This window comes from Alkalibacillus sp. S2W, from assembly GCF_046764385.1.
Classification (GTDB): Bacteria; Bacillota; Bacilli; order Bacillales; family Alkalibacillaceae; genus Alkalibacillus; species Alkalibacillus almallahensis.
Window position 1 is genome coordinate 1,537,452 of the sequence record NZ_CP177234.1, and the last position, 16,735, is coordinate 1,554,186.

Annotated in this window: 19 protein-coding genes; all 19 read right to left on the reverse strand. The window is 36.4% G+C overall.

Features of this window, described 5'->3' with window-relative positions:
* Positions 1-2: 2 nt before the first annotated feature.
* On the reverse strand, positions 3-512 hold the full coding sequence (locus ACKXGF_RS08295; protein ID WP_411953321.1) for a Rieske 2Fe-2S domain-containing protein: 510 nt from the start codon (positions 510-512) through the stop codon (positions 3-5).
* 159 nt (positions 513-671) lie between these two features.
* Positions 672-1,133, reverse strand: a complete 462-nt coding sequence (locus ACKXGF_RS08300; protein ID WP_167262403.1) for a DUF2487 family protein — start codon at positions 1,131-1,133, stop codon at positions 672-674.
* A gap of 12 nt (positions 1,134-1,145) precedes the next feature.
* The gene (locus tag ACKXGF_RS08305; RefSeq protein WP_411953322.1) at positions 1,146-1,691 is read right to left on the reverse strand and encodes a ReoY family proteolytic degradation factor; all 546 of its coding nucleotides are present in this window, start codon (positions 1,689-1,691) and stop codon (positions 1,146-1,148) included.
* Between the two features lie 9 nt (positions 1,692-1,700).
* Complete coding sequence (locus tag ACKXGF_RS08310; protein WP_411953323.1) at positions 1,701-2,954, reverse strand: tetratricopeptide repeat protein; 1,254 nt, start codon at positions 2,952-2,954, stop codon at positions 1,701-1,703.
* A 15-nt stretch (positions 2,955-2,969) separates the two neighbouring features.
* On the reverse strand, positions 2,970-4,274 hold the full coding sequence (aroA, locus tag ACKXGF_RS08315; protein ID WP_411953324.1) for a 3-phosphoshikimate 1-carboxyvinyltransferase: 1,305 nt from the start codon (positions 4,272-4,274) through the stop codon (positions 2,970-2,972).
* Between the two features lie 13 nt (positions 4,275-4,287).
* Positions 4,288-5,394, reverse strand: a complete 1,107-nt coding sequence (aroB, locus tag ACKXGF_RS08320; RefSeq protein ID WP_411953325.1) for a 3-dehydroquinate synthase — start codon at positions 5,392-5,394, stop codon at positions 4,288-4,290.
* Entirely contained in the window at positions 5,391-6,557 is a 1,167-nt protein-coding gene (gene aroC, locus ACKXGF_RS08325; protein ID WP_411953326.1) for a chorismate synthase, read from the reverse strand. Before aroC ends, aroB begins: the two co-directional genes overlap by 4 nt.
* Before the next feature lie 14 nt (positions 6,558-6,571).
* Positions 6,572-7,348 carry a CheR family methyltransferase gene (locus ACKXGF_RS08330; protein WP_411953327.1) on the reverse strand — a complete coding sequence of 259 codons (777 nt, stop codon included), beginning with the start codon at positions 7,346-7,348 and terminating at the stop codon, positions 6,572-6,574.
* A gap of 158 nt (positions 7,349-7,506) precedes the next feature.
* Positions 7,507-7,953 carry a nucleoside-diphosphate kinase gene (gene ndk, locus ACKXGF_RS08335; protein ID WP_167262410.1) on the reverse strand — a complete coding sequence of 149 codons (447 nt, stop codon included), beginning with the start codon at positions 7,951-7,953 and terminating at the stop codon, positions 7,507-7,509.
* Positions 7,954-8,026: 73 nt separating this feature from the next.
* Positions 8,027-8,992 (reverse strand): polyprenyl synthetase family protein, encoded by a 966-nt coding sequence (locus ACKXGF_RS08340; RefSeq protein ID WP_411953328.1) that lies wholly within the window; start codon positions 8,990-8,992, stop codon positions 8,027-8,029.
* 22 nt (positions 8,993-9,014) lie between these two features.
* Complete coding sequence (locus ACKXGF_RS08345; protein WP_411953329.1) at positions 9,015-9,719, reverse strand: demethylmenaquinone methyltransferase; 705 nt, start codon at positions 9,717-9,719, stop codon at positions 9,015-9,017.
* A gap of 11 nt (positions 9,720-9,730) precedes the next feature.
* Positions 9,731-10,369, reverse strand: a complete 639-nt coding sequence (locus tag ACKXGF_RS08350; RefSeq protein ID WP_411953330.1) for a heptaprenyl diphosphate synthase component 1 — start codon at positions 10,367-10,369, stop codon at positions 9,731-9,733.
* 190 nt (positions 10,370-10,559) lie between these two features.
* A complete protein-coding gene (locus ACKXGF_RS08355) occupies positions 10,560-10,832 on the reverse strand; it encodes an HU family DNA-binding protein (RefSeq protein WP_167262414.1) in 273 nt (90 codons plus the stop codon).
* Between the two features lie 444 nt (positions 10,833-11,276).
* Complete coding sequence (spoIVA, locus tag ACKXGF_RS08360; RefSeq protein ID WP_411953331.1) at positions 11,277-12,755, reverse strand: stage IV sporulation protein A; 1,479 nt, start codon at positions 12,753-12,755, stop codon at positions 11,277-11,279.
* 123 nt (positions 12,756-12,878) lie between these two features.
* Entirely contained in the window at positions 12,879-13,622 is a 744-nt protein-coding gene (locus ACKXGF_RS08365; protein ID WP_411953332.1) for a hypothetical protein, read from the reverse strand.
* A 16-nt stretch (positions 13,623-13,638) separates the two neighbouring features.
* Positions 13,639-13,839 (reverse strand): DUF2768 domain-containing protein, encoded by a 201-nt coding sequence (locus ACKXGF_RS08370; protein WP_167262417.1) that lies wholly within the window; start codon positions 13,837-13,839, stop codon positions 13,639-13,641.
* Between the two features lie 177 nt (positions 13,840-14,016).
* On the reverse strand, positions 14,017-14,280 hold the full coding sequence (locus ACKXGF_RS08375) for a stage VI sporulation protein F (protein ID WP_167262418.1): 264 nt from the start codon (positions 14,278-14,280) through the stop codon (positions 14,017-14,019).
* Between the two features lie 67 nt (positions 14,281-14,347).
* Entirely contained in the window at positions 14,348-15,364 is a 1,017-nt protein-coding gene (locus ACKXGF_RS08380) for an NAD(P)H-dependent glycerol-3-phosphate dehydrogenase (protein WP_411953333.1), read from the reverse strand.
* A 15-nt stretch (positions 15,365-15,379) separates the two neighbouring features.
* Positions 15,380-16,690 (reverse strand): ribosome biogenesis GTPase Der, encoded by a 1,311-nt coding sequence (gene der, locus ACKXGF_RS08385; RefSeq protein WP_411953334.1) that lies wholly within the window; start codon positions 16,688-16,690, stop codon positions 15,380-15,382.
* Between the last annotated feature and the right edge of the window lie 45 nt (positions 16,691-16,735).

Genomic DNA, 16,735 nt, shown 5'->3' on the forward strand with positions numbered 1-16,735 from the left:
TATTACGCCCCTCCTCTCGGTTGAGCCTTACCTAAGTAAAGCTTACCTTCTTCTACGCGATATTCATAAGCTGGTAGTGGTGCAGTCGGCGGAGTATCCGCAATATTAACACCCATTCGATCATAACGACCATTGTGACAAGGACAGAAGAATTCATTATCATAATCTCCGCCTTCCCAATCAACTGTACAACCCAAGTGTGTACAAACAGGTGATAACGCTAATATCTCATCGTTTTCAGTGCGATAAACCCATGCAGTTTGCTCACTCTCAGATTCATACCAACCATCTTCTTGTGGTACTGTAAAAGATTTACGCTGTGGTTGTTGTGTTATTTCACTAACATCCATAACATACTGAAAGTCACTTGAACCTTCTGCTTGCAAAAGTGGGTCTACAGCCATACCAACCATTGGTGAAACCATTGCAGCTCCCATAAAACCACCAACACCAGTTAGCGTGTAGTTTAAGAACTGTCTTCTGGAAACTTGGTTATTTTTCTTTTCGCTCATGTCTTTCCCCCCTATCCAATCTATTCAACGTTCAGGGTATTTTACATATTTATTAGGACAATATCATAATAGCGTATCCCACCATTTCGGTCAATAAAAACTCGTTCAAGAATCGAAAAATGTCACAATTTCTTTACAATATTGTCATAAAGATTTCTATTACCATTGATCTTTGATCAACGTTTTCAATTCATTTGCATGTGATTGAATCATTTGTTGTGTTTCTATTTGGTTCAAGTCATTTTCTGTTGGTGCTGGTAACCAAATGAGTTCACCATTCAATTCACTATAGTGCTTTCTCCATTTATTATCAAAGGTGAATAGCATGACGTGTTTGAATGGTTGTTGTTGGGTTAATTCACCAACATTGGCTTTTAATCGCTCAACTTCTAATTCTAGTGTGTTTTGTTTCATGTAATGATATACAGGTAATAATAACACTCGTCCTTTAAAATGTTTTTCAATCTGAGACATTAGAATATACATAGCCTCAGATTGGAATGTATACTTCTTCAATTCTTCATCGGTTTCATACGAAAAAGGTACAAGCGGTATTATAGCCGTATCAATATAATCTTTTGCCTGGATAAATTGTTGGATATCATTATATGTCCATTTCAAAATTGTCATCCCCTATTCACTCATTTGGTTACGCTGGTTTAATAACCAACTGTAAAAATAAAATGCCTCATCATCACCGTTGTCTAATGACTCATCTATTTTCAATTTTAATTGTGTCATATAGTGTTCATCAGTAACAAATTGTAGAAGTGAATCAACCATTTGATAATCACTTTCTTCTAAATAATAATCATCTGGAAGATATGGATTATTTGATAAGACATCACTATAAGCTGTTGACTGTCTAACATCCGGGAAATTTAACTCGATATAGAGATCTTTTTGATGATTCATCCGAATATCATGAAACGCTTTTTCCACTTCAGATGTAACCACATGCTCTTTATAATACCGAAAAGGCCTCTTGTCTTGTGATTCAACTGATACAACCATGCCCCTAGGACATAGATGTGCCTCATAGACAAAATGAATATGATTTAATAATTCATCACGTTTTAAAATATAATCAAACAACCAAACGATTTCACGTTTAGGTAACTCATACTGATTTAGAAACCAATTTAGAAAAACTTTTTTTTGAATTGGTGAGACATGCATTCAAACACCTCATTCATCTCGGATTCGTTCCACAAACTCCCTAATTTCTTCGTCATCAGGTATTATTGTTAAATATTTTGTCAGTTGTTTTAATGCAAGTTCAGTTTCGCCTTCTTCCATTAAGAATAGACCGTATTCCTTAAGGAAATCAGGATCATCCGCATATGATATTGCCGCCTGCTTGTACATATTTTTCGCTTGATCAAATTCCTCTAGTTCATTATAAATTTGTGCTGAACGCCAATTTAATACAACTGGGTAACCTTCATAGCTCATTAGCTCGTCCACTAATTCTTTAGCCTTCATATACTCATCGTTTTCAAAGTAAATATGAAGTAACATCTCTGCTCCATCTTCATAAGCTGGATCAATGGCTAATGACTCCTGAAGATATTGGACGGCATCATCGGTCTTTTGTAACTTCAGGGCAAACTGTGCTGCTAATAAATATAACTCATTATTATGTTCATCTTTTTGAATACCTTGAACAGTTGTATCAAATGCCTCTTGTACTGCTCCTTCTTCATATAAAGCTTGAGCTAACATAGGATATACACTTGTATATTCTGGATCTAAATCAATCAACTGATTCCAAACTCTTGTGCAAATATCATAGCGATCCAATTGATACGCTGTATAACCATACTTGAATAACTGGTCTGGTGTTTCAAGTTCAATTTGTTCATAATAGTGAAGAGCTTGTTCCCAATTACCTACTGACGATAATGATTCAGCTAATCGTTCTTTAATATTAACAACGCTAATTTCTCCATCATATTTTTCGACCTTTTCATAATATGGAATTGATTTCTGGTATTCACCATTAGAAAAGGCTAGTTCACCTAATGCTAAATCAATAATGGGTTCCTCTGGATCAACAGCCTTAGCTTCATTCAGCTTCTTTTCAGCGACTTCGTATAAACCTTGTGATTGATATAAATCCGCTAATTGTACTAATGCAGGAATATACGCTTCTGCTTCTTCATCGATATCCTCTAATAAGTCAATGACTCGATCATCTTCCCCTAAGTCTGTATAGATTTCGGCTAATAGTAATTTTACATAATGATCGTCTGGATATAGAACAAGCATATCTTCATATACTTCTTTAGCATCGTTCAATAATCCCCATTCCTGTAATAACTGGGCAATATCAAGTCGTTCAGCATCATCCGCTTCAGCGATATAATTTTTTAATAATTGAACAGCTTCGCTAATTTTACCTTCATTTTTTAATTCTAGAGCTTCACTAATTGTTTCCATAATATATACACCTTTCTATTCATCTCGTACATAATCCTGTAAAATATCATTCAAATTTTGGAAAAAAGTCGGATAAGATATGTTGATACAATCAATATTATCAATAATAACTGGGTTGTTGCTAATAAAAGACGCTATGACTGCTAACATTGCCATTCGATGATCATTGTAAGAAGTAATATGGCCTCCAATGAGGTCACTTTTCCCTTCAATTATTATCGAATCATCTTCCGCCTTTAAGTTAGCACCTAGAGAATTTAGCATTTCAACAGTCGCGTGAATTCGATCTGTCTCTTTATATCTTAACTCATTTATATGTTCTAAAGTCATAGTCCCTTCTGTCTGCGTTGCAACAAGTGCTAATAAGGGTACTTCATCAATAAGGGAAGGGATTTCATCTTTCGACAATGAAGTAGGAGTTAATGTCGATGACTGAACATAAACATCTCCAACAGGTTCTAATCCCACGTAGTCTTTAACAGTCACATCAATAGATGCACCCATTCGCTGCAAGACACGAATAAATCCAATCCGTGTTTCATTCAAGCTTAAAGCTTCAAGTTTCAATTCACTATTTGGTGTTATAACTGTTGCTGTTATCCAAAAAGCTGCAGATGAAGGGTCACCAGGAATGGTAAGGTGAGCCCCTTTAAGAAACTGCTTACCTTCTACAGAACGAATCGTATGGTCTTCATCAATGGTTCCACCAAAAGCTTTTACCATCTTTTCCGTATGATCACGCGTTTTAATCGGCTCTGTAACCATTGTTTTTCCATTTGTGGACATCCCTGCTAAAAGAATAGCCGATTTTACTTGTGCACTAGGGATTGGTAGCTCATAAGATATCGAATTTAATTCTGATCCTTGTATAATAAATGGCAAACGATCAGGTTCCCCATCAAATGTAAATCGGGCACCCATAGTGGATAAAGGGTCAATAATGCGTTTCATCGGCCGCTGTTTTAGTGATTCATCACCCGTCAGTTTAACTGGATGTTGAAAGGCTGCTAAAACCCCCGATAACAATCTTGCCGTTGTACCAGAGTTTCCTAAATTAATAGGTTGCTTGGGAGGATGCCACGAGCTAATACCAGAACTCTCTATAAATGTTTGTTCACCCACTGTTTGTATATCTACACCCAAAGCTTGGCATGCTTCAATCGTTCTTTTGCAATCCTCAGAATCTAACAACCCATTAATGACACTCTGTCCTTTTGCCATTGCAGCTAACAATACCCCGCGGTGACTCATAGATTTGTCACCTGCCACTTTAATTTGACCATTAATAACACTGTTAGGGAAATGATAAGCGTTATTCATACTGCCTCCCCCTTTATGTCAGAACTTTTAAATGTTTATTTTGATTAAGTTGTTCGACAAAATTTATTAATAATTTATTTAGTTCACTGATCGAGAAAGTCTTAGCATAAGGTTTACCTATGTTTTCTAATAAAATACATGTTATATTCCCCGTTTGATTCTTTTTATCGTGCTTCATAGCTTGAATTAAAGAATCATATTTCCATTCAGTTAAATTTAATGAATAACCTAGAGTTGTTAACCAATGCAAAAGCTCTTCATGAAAGAAGAAATCACTACGTTTATGCACATGGTCAGATAAATATAAGTCGAATAATATCCCAATCATGACAGCCTCACCATGAGTCACTTTATATTCACTATACACCGATTCTATGGCGTGACCTAATGTATGGCCAAGATTCAAAACTTGCCTCATATCCTGTTCATATTCATCTTGTTCAATGATCTGTTTTTTCACAAGAATAGACTGAGTTAGTATATTTTCAACTTCATGACTAGTCAATTGCGTAAAATCATCTACTTCGGCGATCATCTTGTATAAAGGGTCAGGCTTTAGATAACTATGTTTCACAACTTCTGCAAATCCTGAGCGAAATTGAAGCGAACTCAACGTATCTAACATTTCATAATCATATAACACGAGGTCTGGTGAATAAAAATGACCAATAATATTCTTTATATGATGATGATTAATAGCGACCTTCCCGCCGACACTACTATCATGTGCAAGTAATGTCGTAGGCATTTGAACAAAGCCAATACCTCGCATATACGAAGATGCAACAAATCCTGCTAAATCACCTGTAACGCCACCACCTAAAGCAATAATGGCTGAATGACGGTCAAAATAATTTTCACATAAAAAAGTTATAATAGATTCGAATTGATCAATATTCTTGGACTGCTCACCTTCAGGAATTAGATAGGTGAAAACATCATAAGATTGACTCAACTGTGATTTAAGATCTAATAAATACAATGGGGCCACTTGTTCATCTGTCACAATAGCTATTTGATTAAATTGAAAAGGCTTAAGCCATTCTTCAATCGAATGACGTAAACCTTTATCGATGATTATTTGATAAGGTCGAGTTCCATGAACCGTTAATTTATTCATCCAAACGTTCGCACCCTTTCACGGTAATCTGTTAGAGCTGCTTTCAATTGTTCCATATAATCAGAAGGAAATTGCTCTACAATAGCTGCTGCAACTTCCCAAGCGACGACATGTTCCATCACAACTGAAGCTGCTGGAACCGCACAGCTATCAGAGCGCTCAATACTTGCTTTAAACGGTTCTTTAGAATGAATATCAACACTTTCAAGTGGTTTATACAAGGTAGGAATCGGCTTCATAACCCCTTTTACAACGATCGGCATTCCTGTTGTCATGCCGCCTTCAAAACCACCTAAGCGATTCGTTTTTCGATAATAGCCTTGATCCTCATCATAAGCTATTTCATCGTGCGTTTCACTTCCGCGTGTATGAGCTGCTGAAAAACCGATGCCGAACTCCACACCTTTAAATGCATTAATACTCATCACGGCAGCTGCAATTTTACCGTCTAGTTTTCGGTCATATTGAACATAGGAACCTAAACCTGGTGGTAAGCCATCTACAGTTACCTCAACAACACCACCAATAGAGTCCCCAGCTTGTTTTGCTTGATCAATAACGCGTTTCATAGATTCCTCTTGGTGAGGATCAATTGTATTAACTTCAGACTGACGAGCTCGTTCAATTTTTTCATCAATGGTTAAATCTAAGTTAGCAGCCTGAACGTCATAAATTTGTCTGACATAACCTGCTACAGTAATGCCTAGCTCTGATAATAATTTCTTAGCCATTGAACCTGCCGCCACACGAGCAGCAGTCTCTCTTGCCGATGAACGTTCTAATACATTCCGTAAATCATCATGATTGTACTTCATTCCTCCGTTTAAATCGGCGTGTCCTGGTCGCGGTTTTGTAACTTGACGCCTAATATGAGTATCAGGGTCAACTGGTTCTTCTCCCATGATATCTTGCCAATTTTTAAAGTCATCATTAGTTAAAGCTAATGTAACAGGTGAACCTAGTGTATAACCGTGCCTAATACCACTCATGATGGAAACTAAGTCTTTTTCAATTTTCATACGTCTGCCACGACCATAACCCCCTTGTCTTCTAATTAAGGAGTCATTAAGTTCGTCAGCAGAGATAGGCAATTGCGCAGGCAAACCTTCAATAATCGTTGTTAGTTGTTTACCGTGTGACTCGCCAGCTGTTAAATATCGCAAAGGATAACACCTCTTTATGCTTGTTTTTCGTAAAAGAATGTTCGAGCAACACTTAAATTGAATTGTTGTGGATCAAATATTTGTTCCGTACTACCAACAAATAATACACCACCAGGAACAAGAGATTGTGAGAATAATTGATAGACCTGGCGCTTAGCTTCTTCAGTAAAATAAATAAGGACATTTCGACATACAATCAAATCGTAAGTCGATTTATACTGATCAGCTAATAGATTATGTTTACTGAATTTAACACATCTTTTCACATCATCTGATAATACATAGTGATCTCCTCTTTTAGTGAAGAATTTGGCTTTTTTATCTTCGGGCACCTCTTTGAGTGACCGTTCTGGATAAATGGCTTCTTGAGCACGATTTAATGCTTGATCATCAATATCCGTAGCATGCACGGTTATGTCTTTAAGCGGGAAGTAATCACTTAAAATCATTGCGATCGTATAAGGTTCTTCACCTGTAGAACAAGCTGCACTCCATACTTTTAATTTGTCATTTCCTTCTTTAATCGATGGTAAGATTTGAGTTCTTAATGTTTCCCAACGATTGAAGTTTCGATAAAATTCAGAAACGTTTATAGTCATTCGGTCAAGAAATTCATAATATAATTGCTCATCTCTCATCATCGCCTCAAAATATTCAACGAACGTCTTGAAACCGCGTTTATCTCGTAACGTTGTGAGACGTCTTTTCATTTGTTTCTCTTTGTACAAAGACAAGTCAATACCTGTCCGTTTTTTGATTCGTTCTATAAAGTCTATGTAATCGTCCCGCACGTTTCTCTCTCCTCAATTATGTCTCATTACACCCCATTATATAATAGATGACGATTGAAATGCTATTGTTTCAATCGTTGAAAAGCATGATGTAATGAATAATTTATCAAACTAAAAAACCTTGTGCTAATGTGCACAAGGTTCATTCAACACTACAATTAGTAAACCCACTGGTCCATGTCTTTAGTGTAATTAATTAGGCCGCCTTCTGGGAAGAATAGGCCGATCTCACGTTCAGCAGATTCTGGAGAGTCAGAACCATGAATCACGTTTTTACCTACTGTAACTCCGTAATCGCCACGGATTGTTCCGATGTCAGATTCTGCAGGATTAGTCGCACCCATCATTTTACGTGCTGTAGCGATCACATTCTCGCCTTCCCAAACCATTGCAAATACAGGGCCAGATGTAATGAAGTTAACAAGCTCACCAAAGAATGGCTTGTCTTTATGCTCACCATAGTGCTCCTCAGCTAGCTCTGTAGGTACTTGCATTAATTTAGCTGAAACTAATTTATAACCTTTGTTCTCAAAACGAGACACAATCTCTCCAACTAAATTGCGTTGTACGCCGTCTGGTTTAACCATAATAAAAGTTTGTTCCATGTTACGTCACCTCTTCGTCAAATTATCATTCAAACCGTTAAAAAGTTTAACAAAATTTATGACAAATTACAATTCAAAATTTACGTTTACCCAGATAACCTGCAACTTTTTGTAAGGTTCTTTTTGCTTTTATATCTGGTAAAGCGTCTAATTGATGTAATGCTTTACGCAAATAAGCTTGACTATATTGAAAAGCGTCTTCGATCGCATCCGATTTCTTGATAGCTTGAATAGCTTGTTCAGCGTACTCTTGATTATTTGGGTCTTTAAAGAATTGTTGGACCTGCTCAGCGATCATTTCATTTTGACAAGCTAGTATAGTTGGTAATGTAAGATTACCCGATAACAAATCACTTCCAACTGGTTTGCCTAATTCTTTTTCAGTGGATGTAAAATCAAGAATATCATCAATAATTTGATATGACATGCCTATATAATAGCCGTAAAGCGTTAATCGTTCGATTGTCTCGTCACTACAATTGGCTGCGATTGCTCCTAATTTAGTACTTGTTGCGATCAATAAAGCAGTTTTACGTTTAATTCTTCGAAAATAATTAAATAGACTTTGGTCATATGTATATTTGTCACGAATCTGTTCAATCTCGCCAACACAAACTTGGTAAATCGTATCAGCTAGTACTTGATGGATTGCTATTTCATTTCTCCCTCGAACTAATTCAAGTGTTCGTGCAAATAAGAAATCACCTGTGTACATTGCGGTTAAATTGTCCCATTTAGCATTAATGGTTTCATGCCCGCGCCTTGTACTTGCAACATCAATGACATCATCATGGACTAAGGAAGCCATATGAATCAGCTCTAAGGCAACAGAGACATTTCTCACTTGATCATGATCCGCCTCACCGAATTGTGAAGATAATAAAACAAAAATAGGTCTAATTCGTTTGCCACCAGCTTGAAGCAAATGACTAGAAGCAGTCGAAATTAAAGAATGCTCTTCACCCGTGATTTGTTTCATTCTGTTTTCTATTTCAGTAATATCATCATTCATATAATTAATTGCCGTTGCCAATTTCATCTCAATTCACCTTTTTATATCTTTACTTACGTCCCAAGTGCATAGCCGCAACACCTAAGGCGTAACTTTTTACTTTCACGTTTGAAAATCCGGCTTCTAAGAACATGTTTTTTAGCTCTTTTTTCCCAGGAAAATGTTGTGTTGACTCATTTAACCAAGCATATTCATCGTAACTCTTGGCAAACATTTTACCAAGGAGTGGCATGATATGTTTAAAATAGACAAAATATATTTGTTTAAATACAGGCAATGTAGGTTGTGAGGTTTCTAAACAGACGACTTGTCCTCCAGGTTTAACAACACGATGCATTTCTTTAAGAACTTGCATATAATCTGGTACGTTGCGCAACCCAAAGCCAATCGTGACATAATCAAATTGGTGGTCATCGTATGGTAATTCCATTGCATTTCCATGAACAAACGTAACATTTTGTACCTCTTGTTCTTCTCTCTTTGATTCACCTACAGCTAACATATTCTGACTAAAATCAAGCCCGATGACATACCCATTTGTTCCAACAGCCTCGCTTAAAGCTAATGTCCAATCTCCTGTGCCACAGCAAACATCCAAACAATCAGCCCCTTGTTGGACATTCATTAGTTTCATGACATTCTTACGCCATGCTTTATGACGTTTGAAAGATATAATGGCATTCATTTTATCGTATTTAGTTGAAATTGATTCAAAAACATGATGTACTTTTTCAGATTTTGATTTTGGATCCATTATGTAGACTCCTATATATAAGTATTGTTCTCGCTGTCAATAGCATTCAAACGACTCTGAATAGCATTCCTCATATCTTCGGATGATGAATTCATCCAATATAGCGGTAATGCCTCAGCATGTTGTAAAACAAATTGTTCTATAAATATATTGCTATACTCATTTTCTAAGTGAAAATATTGTATAACACCTTGTAACAAGCAAGAATAAACATTACTTACCTTATTTAAGCGTTGTTCTATTGAATGGTCATGATGAAGTAATTCAATCTTATACTCATTAATCTCTTTTATGTAGGGTAAGAAAAAATGTAACATATTTGTTTCATGATGGGTGGAGAGTAATTTATAAAAAAAGGCACTATGATAATCGCCCATCAATACATGTAATTGATTTGATTTCAATTGTTCTACTTCAATATCCTCATCAAAATGATGATCTAGTTGATCATGAATATTTAGTGATAATTGCATGTTTACTAGAGCATCAGCCAAGACATTATGACGACGTGTCGTTACATCATAAAGAAATAGTAATAACGGTGTTGCAAAAAATGAATCATACATGGTTGATTCAATGTAATCATGCTTATACCTCTCCAAGAATGAGTGTTGAAAAGATATCAACGTTTGATTGTTATAATCAGTCATAATTTATCACCCGTATCAAATCAAATAGTTACTTTTCAAAAATATGATCACGTTTATTTTAGCATTTATCGCATGTTTTCGCTATCTTTAAACACACGACCCCAAACATTGGCTCTAAATTTAATTAAAGTTCACCAACAAGAAAAAAAGAGAGGTGAAAAAACACCCCTCTTTCGCCCTATGTACACTATTATTTAACAGCATCCTTAAGGGCTTTACCAGGTTTGAATGCTGGCACTTTGCTTGCTGGAATATCGATTTCTTTTCCAGTTTGTGGATTACGTCCTTTACGTGCAGAACGCTCACGTACTTCAAAGTTACCAAACCCAATTAATTGTACTTTTTCAGATTTTTTAAGAGAAGCAGTAATCGCTTCAAATACTGAGTCTACAGCTTTTGATGCATCTTTCTTTGAAAGATCAGCTTGATCAGCAACTGCATTTACTAAGTCTGTTTTGTTCATCCGTCTCACCTCCTCTCAGAAGTGTTTTGACTTATAACCTTAACTTGTATTTCATTTCAAAATCAAATACAAGTTAATCATGATTTCAAAATGGTACTTAATTTGTCATATTGCTATTTATACAATCTCAATTAATCCGAATCGAATTATTACGATTGTATCCAAAGTTAGACGAAATATACACTTAAATATTTCACAACCACTGATATGACTGTATGTAGCATATTTTTCTAACTGATGTAACTGCATATTATCACATGCTGTAAGGTCTTTCAACACGAATTTGCATCAAATCAGGGATTTTGTCGTGTTTTTGGGTAATTTATCCTACAAAATGAGGTTATTATTACAAAAATCTTCTGTTATTTTTGTATTTTATATCTCTCTTCAAGCACAAAAAAAGCCGTGACTGATTGCCTTCAGTCACGGCCTTTAAACTATGCTTTATAAAATAATTGCAATCAGTCCACCGTTGCCTTCGTTAATAATACGTTCTAACGTATCTTTAAGTTTATATCTCGCATTTTCTGGCATCAGTGTTAATTTGGCATGAATGCCTTCTCTTACGATTGAGCTAAGTGATCTTCCGAAAATATCGGATTTCCAAATCGATAACGGATCCTCTTCAAAATCTTGCATCAGATAGCGCACTAATTCTTCACTTTGCTTCTCAGTACCAATAATAGGTGCAAACTCTGATTCTACATCTACCTTCACCATATGAATGGATGGAGCTACTGCTTTAAGACGAACACCAAAACGTGAACCTTGTTTAATAATCTCTGGTTCTTCCAAACGCATATCTTCTAATGTCGGGTTAGCAATGCCATAGCCCGTTTGTTTGACCATATTTAATGCGTCTGATACTTGATCATATTCGCGTTTTGCTTCTGAATAATCTTGGAGTAGCTCTAGTAAATGATCTTTACCACGTATTTCTACTCCAACAATTTCATTTAATACTTGATCATACAATTCATCCGAAGCAAACAAATCGATTTCAGCAATACCTTCTCCCATTTCAATACCGCCCATTTTGGCATCTGCAATAAATTCATAGGAATGAAAGTCATCTACTACGCGGTCAACATCGCGCACACGCTTAATATTTTGGACAGTACCTTGAATAGCCTCTTGGAATTCAGCTCGCAACCAGTGATCTTGTTTTAATGACATCACCCAACTCGGTAAATTAACATTCACCTCTAGTACTGGGAATTCATATAAAGCTTCACGCATGATATTTTGAACGTCATCTTCACTTAATTCTTCCACAGATACCGGAAGCACTGGGATGTCATATTCGTCTGCCAATGATTCTCTTAGTAGGCTTGTTTCATAAGCATGAGGTTGATTTGAATTTAATATCATAATAAATGGTTTGCCTACTTCTCGTAATTCTTGAACAACTTGCTGCTCTGCTTCACGATAGTCTTCTCGAGGAATGTCACTGAATGAACCGTCTGTTGTCACAACAACGCCGATGGTCGAATGATCCTGTATGACTTTTCTTGTCCCTATTTCAGCAGCATCATGGAATGGTATTGCTTCTTCATACCATGGCGTTTGGATCATTCTTGGTCCATTTTCATCCTCAAACCCTTGAGCACTTGGTATTGTGTAACCAACACAATCAACTAACCTTACATTTGCCTCTAAGCCCTCATCCACTTTAATGGAGACTGCATTATTGGGTATGAATTTAGGTTCAGTTGTCATGATCGTTCGTCCTGCAGCACTTTGTGGCAATTCGTCTTGTGCTCTTGCACGATCTTGTTCATCGTTAATATTAGGTAAGACAATCGAATCCATAAAATGCTTGATAAAAGTTGACTTACCTGTTCTTACAGCCCCTACTACTCCCAAATAGATGTCACCGTTTGTCCGTTTTGATATGTCGTGTAACACGTTGAAATTATCCATTTTGATCCCTCCGACTTCATCAATTGATCGACCAATATTTTATAAGCCACTACTAGATTATGTCGGGGTGGGACAGAATTATGATAAAAAATAAAAAAAGATTCTATCACGATGAATAGAATCTTAATCATTAGCCTGGTTATTTGTATTTTGATTATCTGGAGTTTCTAAAATAATTTCTCCATCTTCAAGATACATTTCAGGAGAATACGCGGGTACGATTGGATAATGGTCTAATAACAAATAGCGTAAATCGCCTTCATAAGTTTCGATCCCCTCTTCTTCTAATAAACGATAAACATCTGGACGATAATCGATCGCAGCTTCTGCCTGAGATGTCATAATGATATCAAGGGATTGACTTGAATAAGGACTTGATACACTTAAACTATCTTGAAGATCTATATGCTCTTCATTAATGGTAAATACACCATCTCCAATTGACTCTCCATAAGGAGGATGCCCATTTTCGTTTTGATATAAGTTAATATCGTAATTTACTGAACGAAGTGATTGCGTGACTCGTACATCAGACACTTTGACCTCAGCTGTGTCTTCTGGATCCAGAATAACATATGAGTAATAGCCACCTTCTTCAAATGAATTAGCAGGAATTTCACCTAAGTAATTTTGGTCAATTAATGGTGTGAAATTCACTGGATATTTTATAAATAATGGCGTGTTCTGATCACGTGTTTCTATTGGTAATATCCCATTTTCTTGCTCACGAAATTGATCAACTGCTTGTTGAACACGTGACAATTGCTGTTCATTAGATACTTGGTTTTCCGAACGTTGCTCATTTGGATATAAACACGCAGATAGCATGGATAAACCGATTATTATAACTAATAGTTTACGTAACATCTTTCAAGCGCTCCTTTTATTCTGGTGTTGGCCCACTAAAAACAATATAGAAGATAATAAAACCGCCCACTACCATACACAGATAAGCTATAACGGCAACAACACCACTTATAACGCCTTTTAATTTATGACGAGCTAATAAAATTAAGCCAGTAGCAACAAATAATAAAATCATACCTAAGAAAGATATGTACATCCTTAACAATGGTTCTGACATAGTGCATCTCCCTTCGCGATGTAAACTCCAACAACTTGTCCAAACACAGTTAAAAGAGGTGTTGGGGCAGACACCTCTTTTTATGACTAACTCCTCAAACGTAGCTCACTTAATCGAATACATTTCATAATATGAATTTTATCATAGTGTTTCAACATTTGATTGCCTAATATTCAACTATTTTTTGAAAATTTGTTGTAATGTTGATGCATCAAGCGATCCGTTTTGATGAACGATGGTCTTTACAATTTTGTCTTCACGTTCTTGACTTAAAGGTTTACGAGCCATTCTTGCCAAATGACGCACAAGTTGTCGTACGGTGCGCTCATCTGAAAAATCAGCATTTTGAACAGATTGAGCAACTTGCATAATATCATCAGAAGAAATATTGGCTGATTCCTTTAAATGATCAAATATCGACTGCTGGAATTCACGATTCATTATTAACCTCCTTTAGTACCGTTCATCATAATATATGCATGACTAAAGAAGGTGTTCAATCAAATGCCTAAGTTAAATGTTCTAATTCATCGGTTTTTCCACGGTTCATTAAATCATCGACAACATCTTTAGGTGGTTTTTCGTTAACGATTAAGTCGTATAATCCAGATGTGATTGGCATATCAACTTGATAGTTTTTGGCCATTTGATATACCGCTTCGGTTGTGCGAACACCTTCGACAACCATTCCCATCTGCTCTAATACATCATCAAGCACATAACCTTGACCTAACATGTTACCAGCACGGTAATTACGACTGTGTTGACTTGTACATGTCACAATCAAATCACCTACGCCAGTTAAACCAGCAAATGTAAGTGGATTTGCATTCAATCGTTTACCAAGTCTTGCCATTTCAGCTAGACCTCTAGTGATCAATGCTGCTTTTGCATTATCACCATAGCCTAATCCATCAGAAATACCAGCACCTAATGCAATAATATTTTTTAACGCTCCACCAATTTCAACTCCAACCAAGTCTTCATTCGTATAAACACGGAATCGATCATTCATGAATAAATCTTGAGACGTAACAGATTGAGTTTGATTTAAAGAAGATACCGTAACAGTCGTAGGTAAACGTTTCCCTACCTCTTCAGCGTGACTTGGGCCTGATAAAACGGCTATATTTTGACCTATAGAGTCACCTAATTCTTCAGTCATCATTTCAGAAATTCGTTTATTAGAGCCTGGTTCGATTCCTTTCGAAGCGTGAATGATTAATTGATCTTCATGGATATACGGTTTAACTTGTTGACATACATCACGGATTGCTTTCGTTGGCACAACAAATAGTATCATTTCCGTTTGATTAACTGCCTTAGCTAAATCTGATGTGGGAGCTATATTATCAGGTAATTTAACATCTGGTAAATACTGCGTATTCTCACGATTGTTGTTAATTTGTTCAGATAAGGATTCACGGTGTGACCATAAAGACACGTGGTGTCCATTATCTGCTAGCACTAAGGACAAAGCAGTCCCCCAGCTTCCAGAACCTAATACTGTCACTTTCTTACTCATATTGACACCTCATTCTTATGATCTTTGTCTTGCGTATATTTTAATTGGCGATCCTTCAAAACCGAAAGCTTCACGAATCCTATTTTCTAAGAATCGTTCATAAGTAAAATGCATCAAACTTGGATCATTAACAAAAACAACAAAAGTAGGTGGTTTGGTCGCTACTTGTGTTGTGTATAAAATTTTCATTTTTTGACCCTTAATCGATGGAGTAGGATTCATTGCTAATGCATCTTCTACCACTTCATTAAGCAAGTTTGTTTTCACACGTTTAGCATGGTTTTCACTAGCCTCAATAACTTTAGGCATTAAGGTATGAATACGCTTCTTCGTTGATGCTGACAAGAATACAACTGGTGCATAAGAAAGGAATTGAAATTGTTGTCTGATATCATCTTCAAATTTCTTCATACGATCTTGCTCCGAATCGACTGTATCCCATTTATTGACGACAATAACAATCGCTTTACCTGCTTCATGAGCGTAACCAGCAATTTTTTTATCTTGTTCAATTATACCGGTTTCTGCATCTAATACAACTAAGACAACATCCGATCGTTCAATAGCCTTTAATGCCCGTAAAACACTATACTTTTCCGTGTTTTCGTATACTTTTCCACGCTTTCTCATACCAGCTGTATCAATAATTTTAAATTCTCGGCTATCGCGTTTGAATTCAGTGTCGATCGCATCCTTAGTTGTGCCTGCTGTGTCACTGACGATAACACGTTCTTCTCCTAGCATGGCATTAACGAGTGAAGATTTACCTACATTCGGTCGACCAATAAGTGAAAAATGAATACGGTCATCATCTTCCTCTGAACCTAAATCAGTCGGAAAATGTTTTACCGTTTCATCTAATACATCACCTATTCCACGTCCGTGAGTACCTGAAATCGGAAATGGTTGCCCTAAGCCTAACGCATAGTATTCATATAAAAGGTCTTGCATCTCATAATTATCAATTTTATTCACTGCAAGAACAATAGGTTTATTGGACTTATACAGGATTTGGGCCACTTCTTCATCAGCTGCAGTGATCCCGTCTCGGCCATTTACTAAAAAGATGATCACATCTGCCTCATCAATGGCTACTTGTGCTTGCTCTCTAATCTGAACAATTAACGGTTCATTACTTAAATCAATTCCACCAGTATCTATGACATTAAATTGGTGATTTAGCCATTCAGATTCAGCGTAGATACGATCTCTTGTTACGCCAGGCACATCTTCTACTATGGATATTCTCTCGCCTACAAGTCGATTAAAAATTGTTGATTTTCCTACGTTGGGTCTTCCTACGATTGCCACAACCGATTTTCTCATGATAACTCATCCTTTTCGCATAACTAACACTTGTTCAACATTCTA

Excerpts from the sequence above, each read along its gene's own strand:
- ACKXGF_RS08295 (WP_411953321.1), bottom strand. The coding sequence starts at position 512 with ATGAGCGAAAAGAAAAATAACCAAGTTTCCAGAAGACAGTTCTTAAAC.
- ACKXGF_RS08305 (WP_411953322.1), bottom strand. The coding sequence starts at position 1,691 with ATGCATGTCTCACCAATTCAAAAAAAAGTTTTTCTAAATTGGTTTCTA.
- ACKXGF_RS08310 (WP_411953323.1), bottom strand. The coding sequence starts at position 2,954 with ATGGAAACAATTAGTGAAGCTCTAGAATTAAAAAATGAAGGTAAAATT.
- aroA (WP_411953324.1), bottom strand. The coding sequence starts at position 4,274 with ATGAATAACGCTTATCATTTCCCTAACAGTGTTATTAATGGTCAAATT.
- aroB (WP_411953325.1), bottom strand. The coding sequence starts at position 5,394 with ATGAATAAATTAACGGTTCATGGAACTCGACCTTATCAAATAATCATC.
- ndk (WP_167262410.1), bottom strand. The coding sequence starts at position 7,953 with ATGGAACAAACTTTTATTATGGTTAAACCAGACGGCGTACAACGCAAT.
- ACKXGF_RS08340 (WP_411953328.1), bottom strand. The coding sequence starts at position 8,992 with ATGAAATTGGCAACGGCAATTAATTATATGAATGATGATATTACTGAA.
- ACKXGF_RS08345 (WP_411953329.1), bottom strand. The coding sequence starts at position 9,719 with ATGGATCCAAAATCAAAATCTGAAAAAGTACATCATGTTTTTGAATCA.
- ACKXGF_RS08350 (WP_411953330.1), bottom strand. The coding sequence starts at position 10,369 with ATGACTGATTATAACAATCAAACGTTGATATCTTTTCAACACTCATTC.
- ACKXGF_RS08355 (WP_167262414.1), bottom strand. The coding sequence starts at position 10,832 with ATGAACAAAACAGACTTAGTAAATGCAGTTGCTGATCAAGCTGATCTT.
- spoIVA (WP_411953331.1), bottom strand. The coding sequence starts at position 12,755 with ATGGATAATTTCAACGTGTTACACGACATATCAAAACGGACAAACGGT.
- ACKXGF_RS08365 (WP_411953332.1), bottom strand. The coding sequence starts at position 13,622 with ATGTTACGTAAACTATTAGTTATAATAATCGGTTTATCCATGCTATCT.
- ACKXGF_RS08370 (WP_167262417.1), bottom strand. The coding sequence starts at position 13,839 with ATGTCAGAACCATTGTTAAGGATGTACATATCTTTCTTAGGTATGATT.
- ACKXGF_RS08375 (WP_167262418.1), bottom strand. The coding sequence starts at position 14,280 with ATGAATCGTGAATTCCAGCAGTCGATATTTGATCATTTAAAGGAATCA.
- ACKXGF_RS08380 (WP_411953333.1), bottom strand. The coding sequence starts at position 15,364 with ATGAGTAAGAAAGTGACAGTATTAGGTTCTGGAAGCTGGGGGACTGCT.
- der (WP_411953334.1), bottom strand. The coding sequence starts at position 16,690 with ATGAGAAAATCGGTTGTGGCAATCGTAGGAAGACCCAACGTAGGAAAA.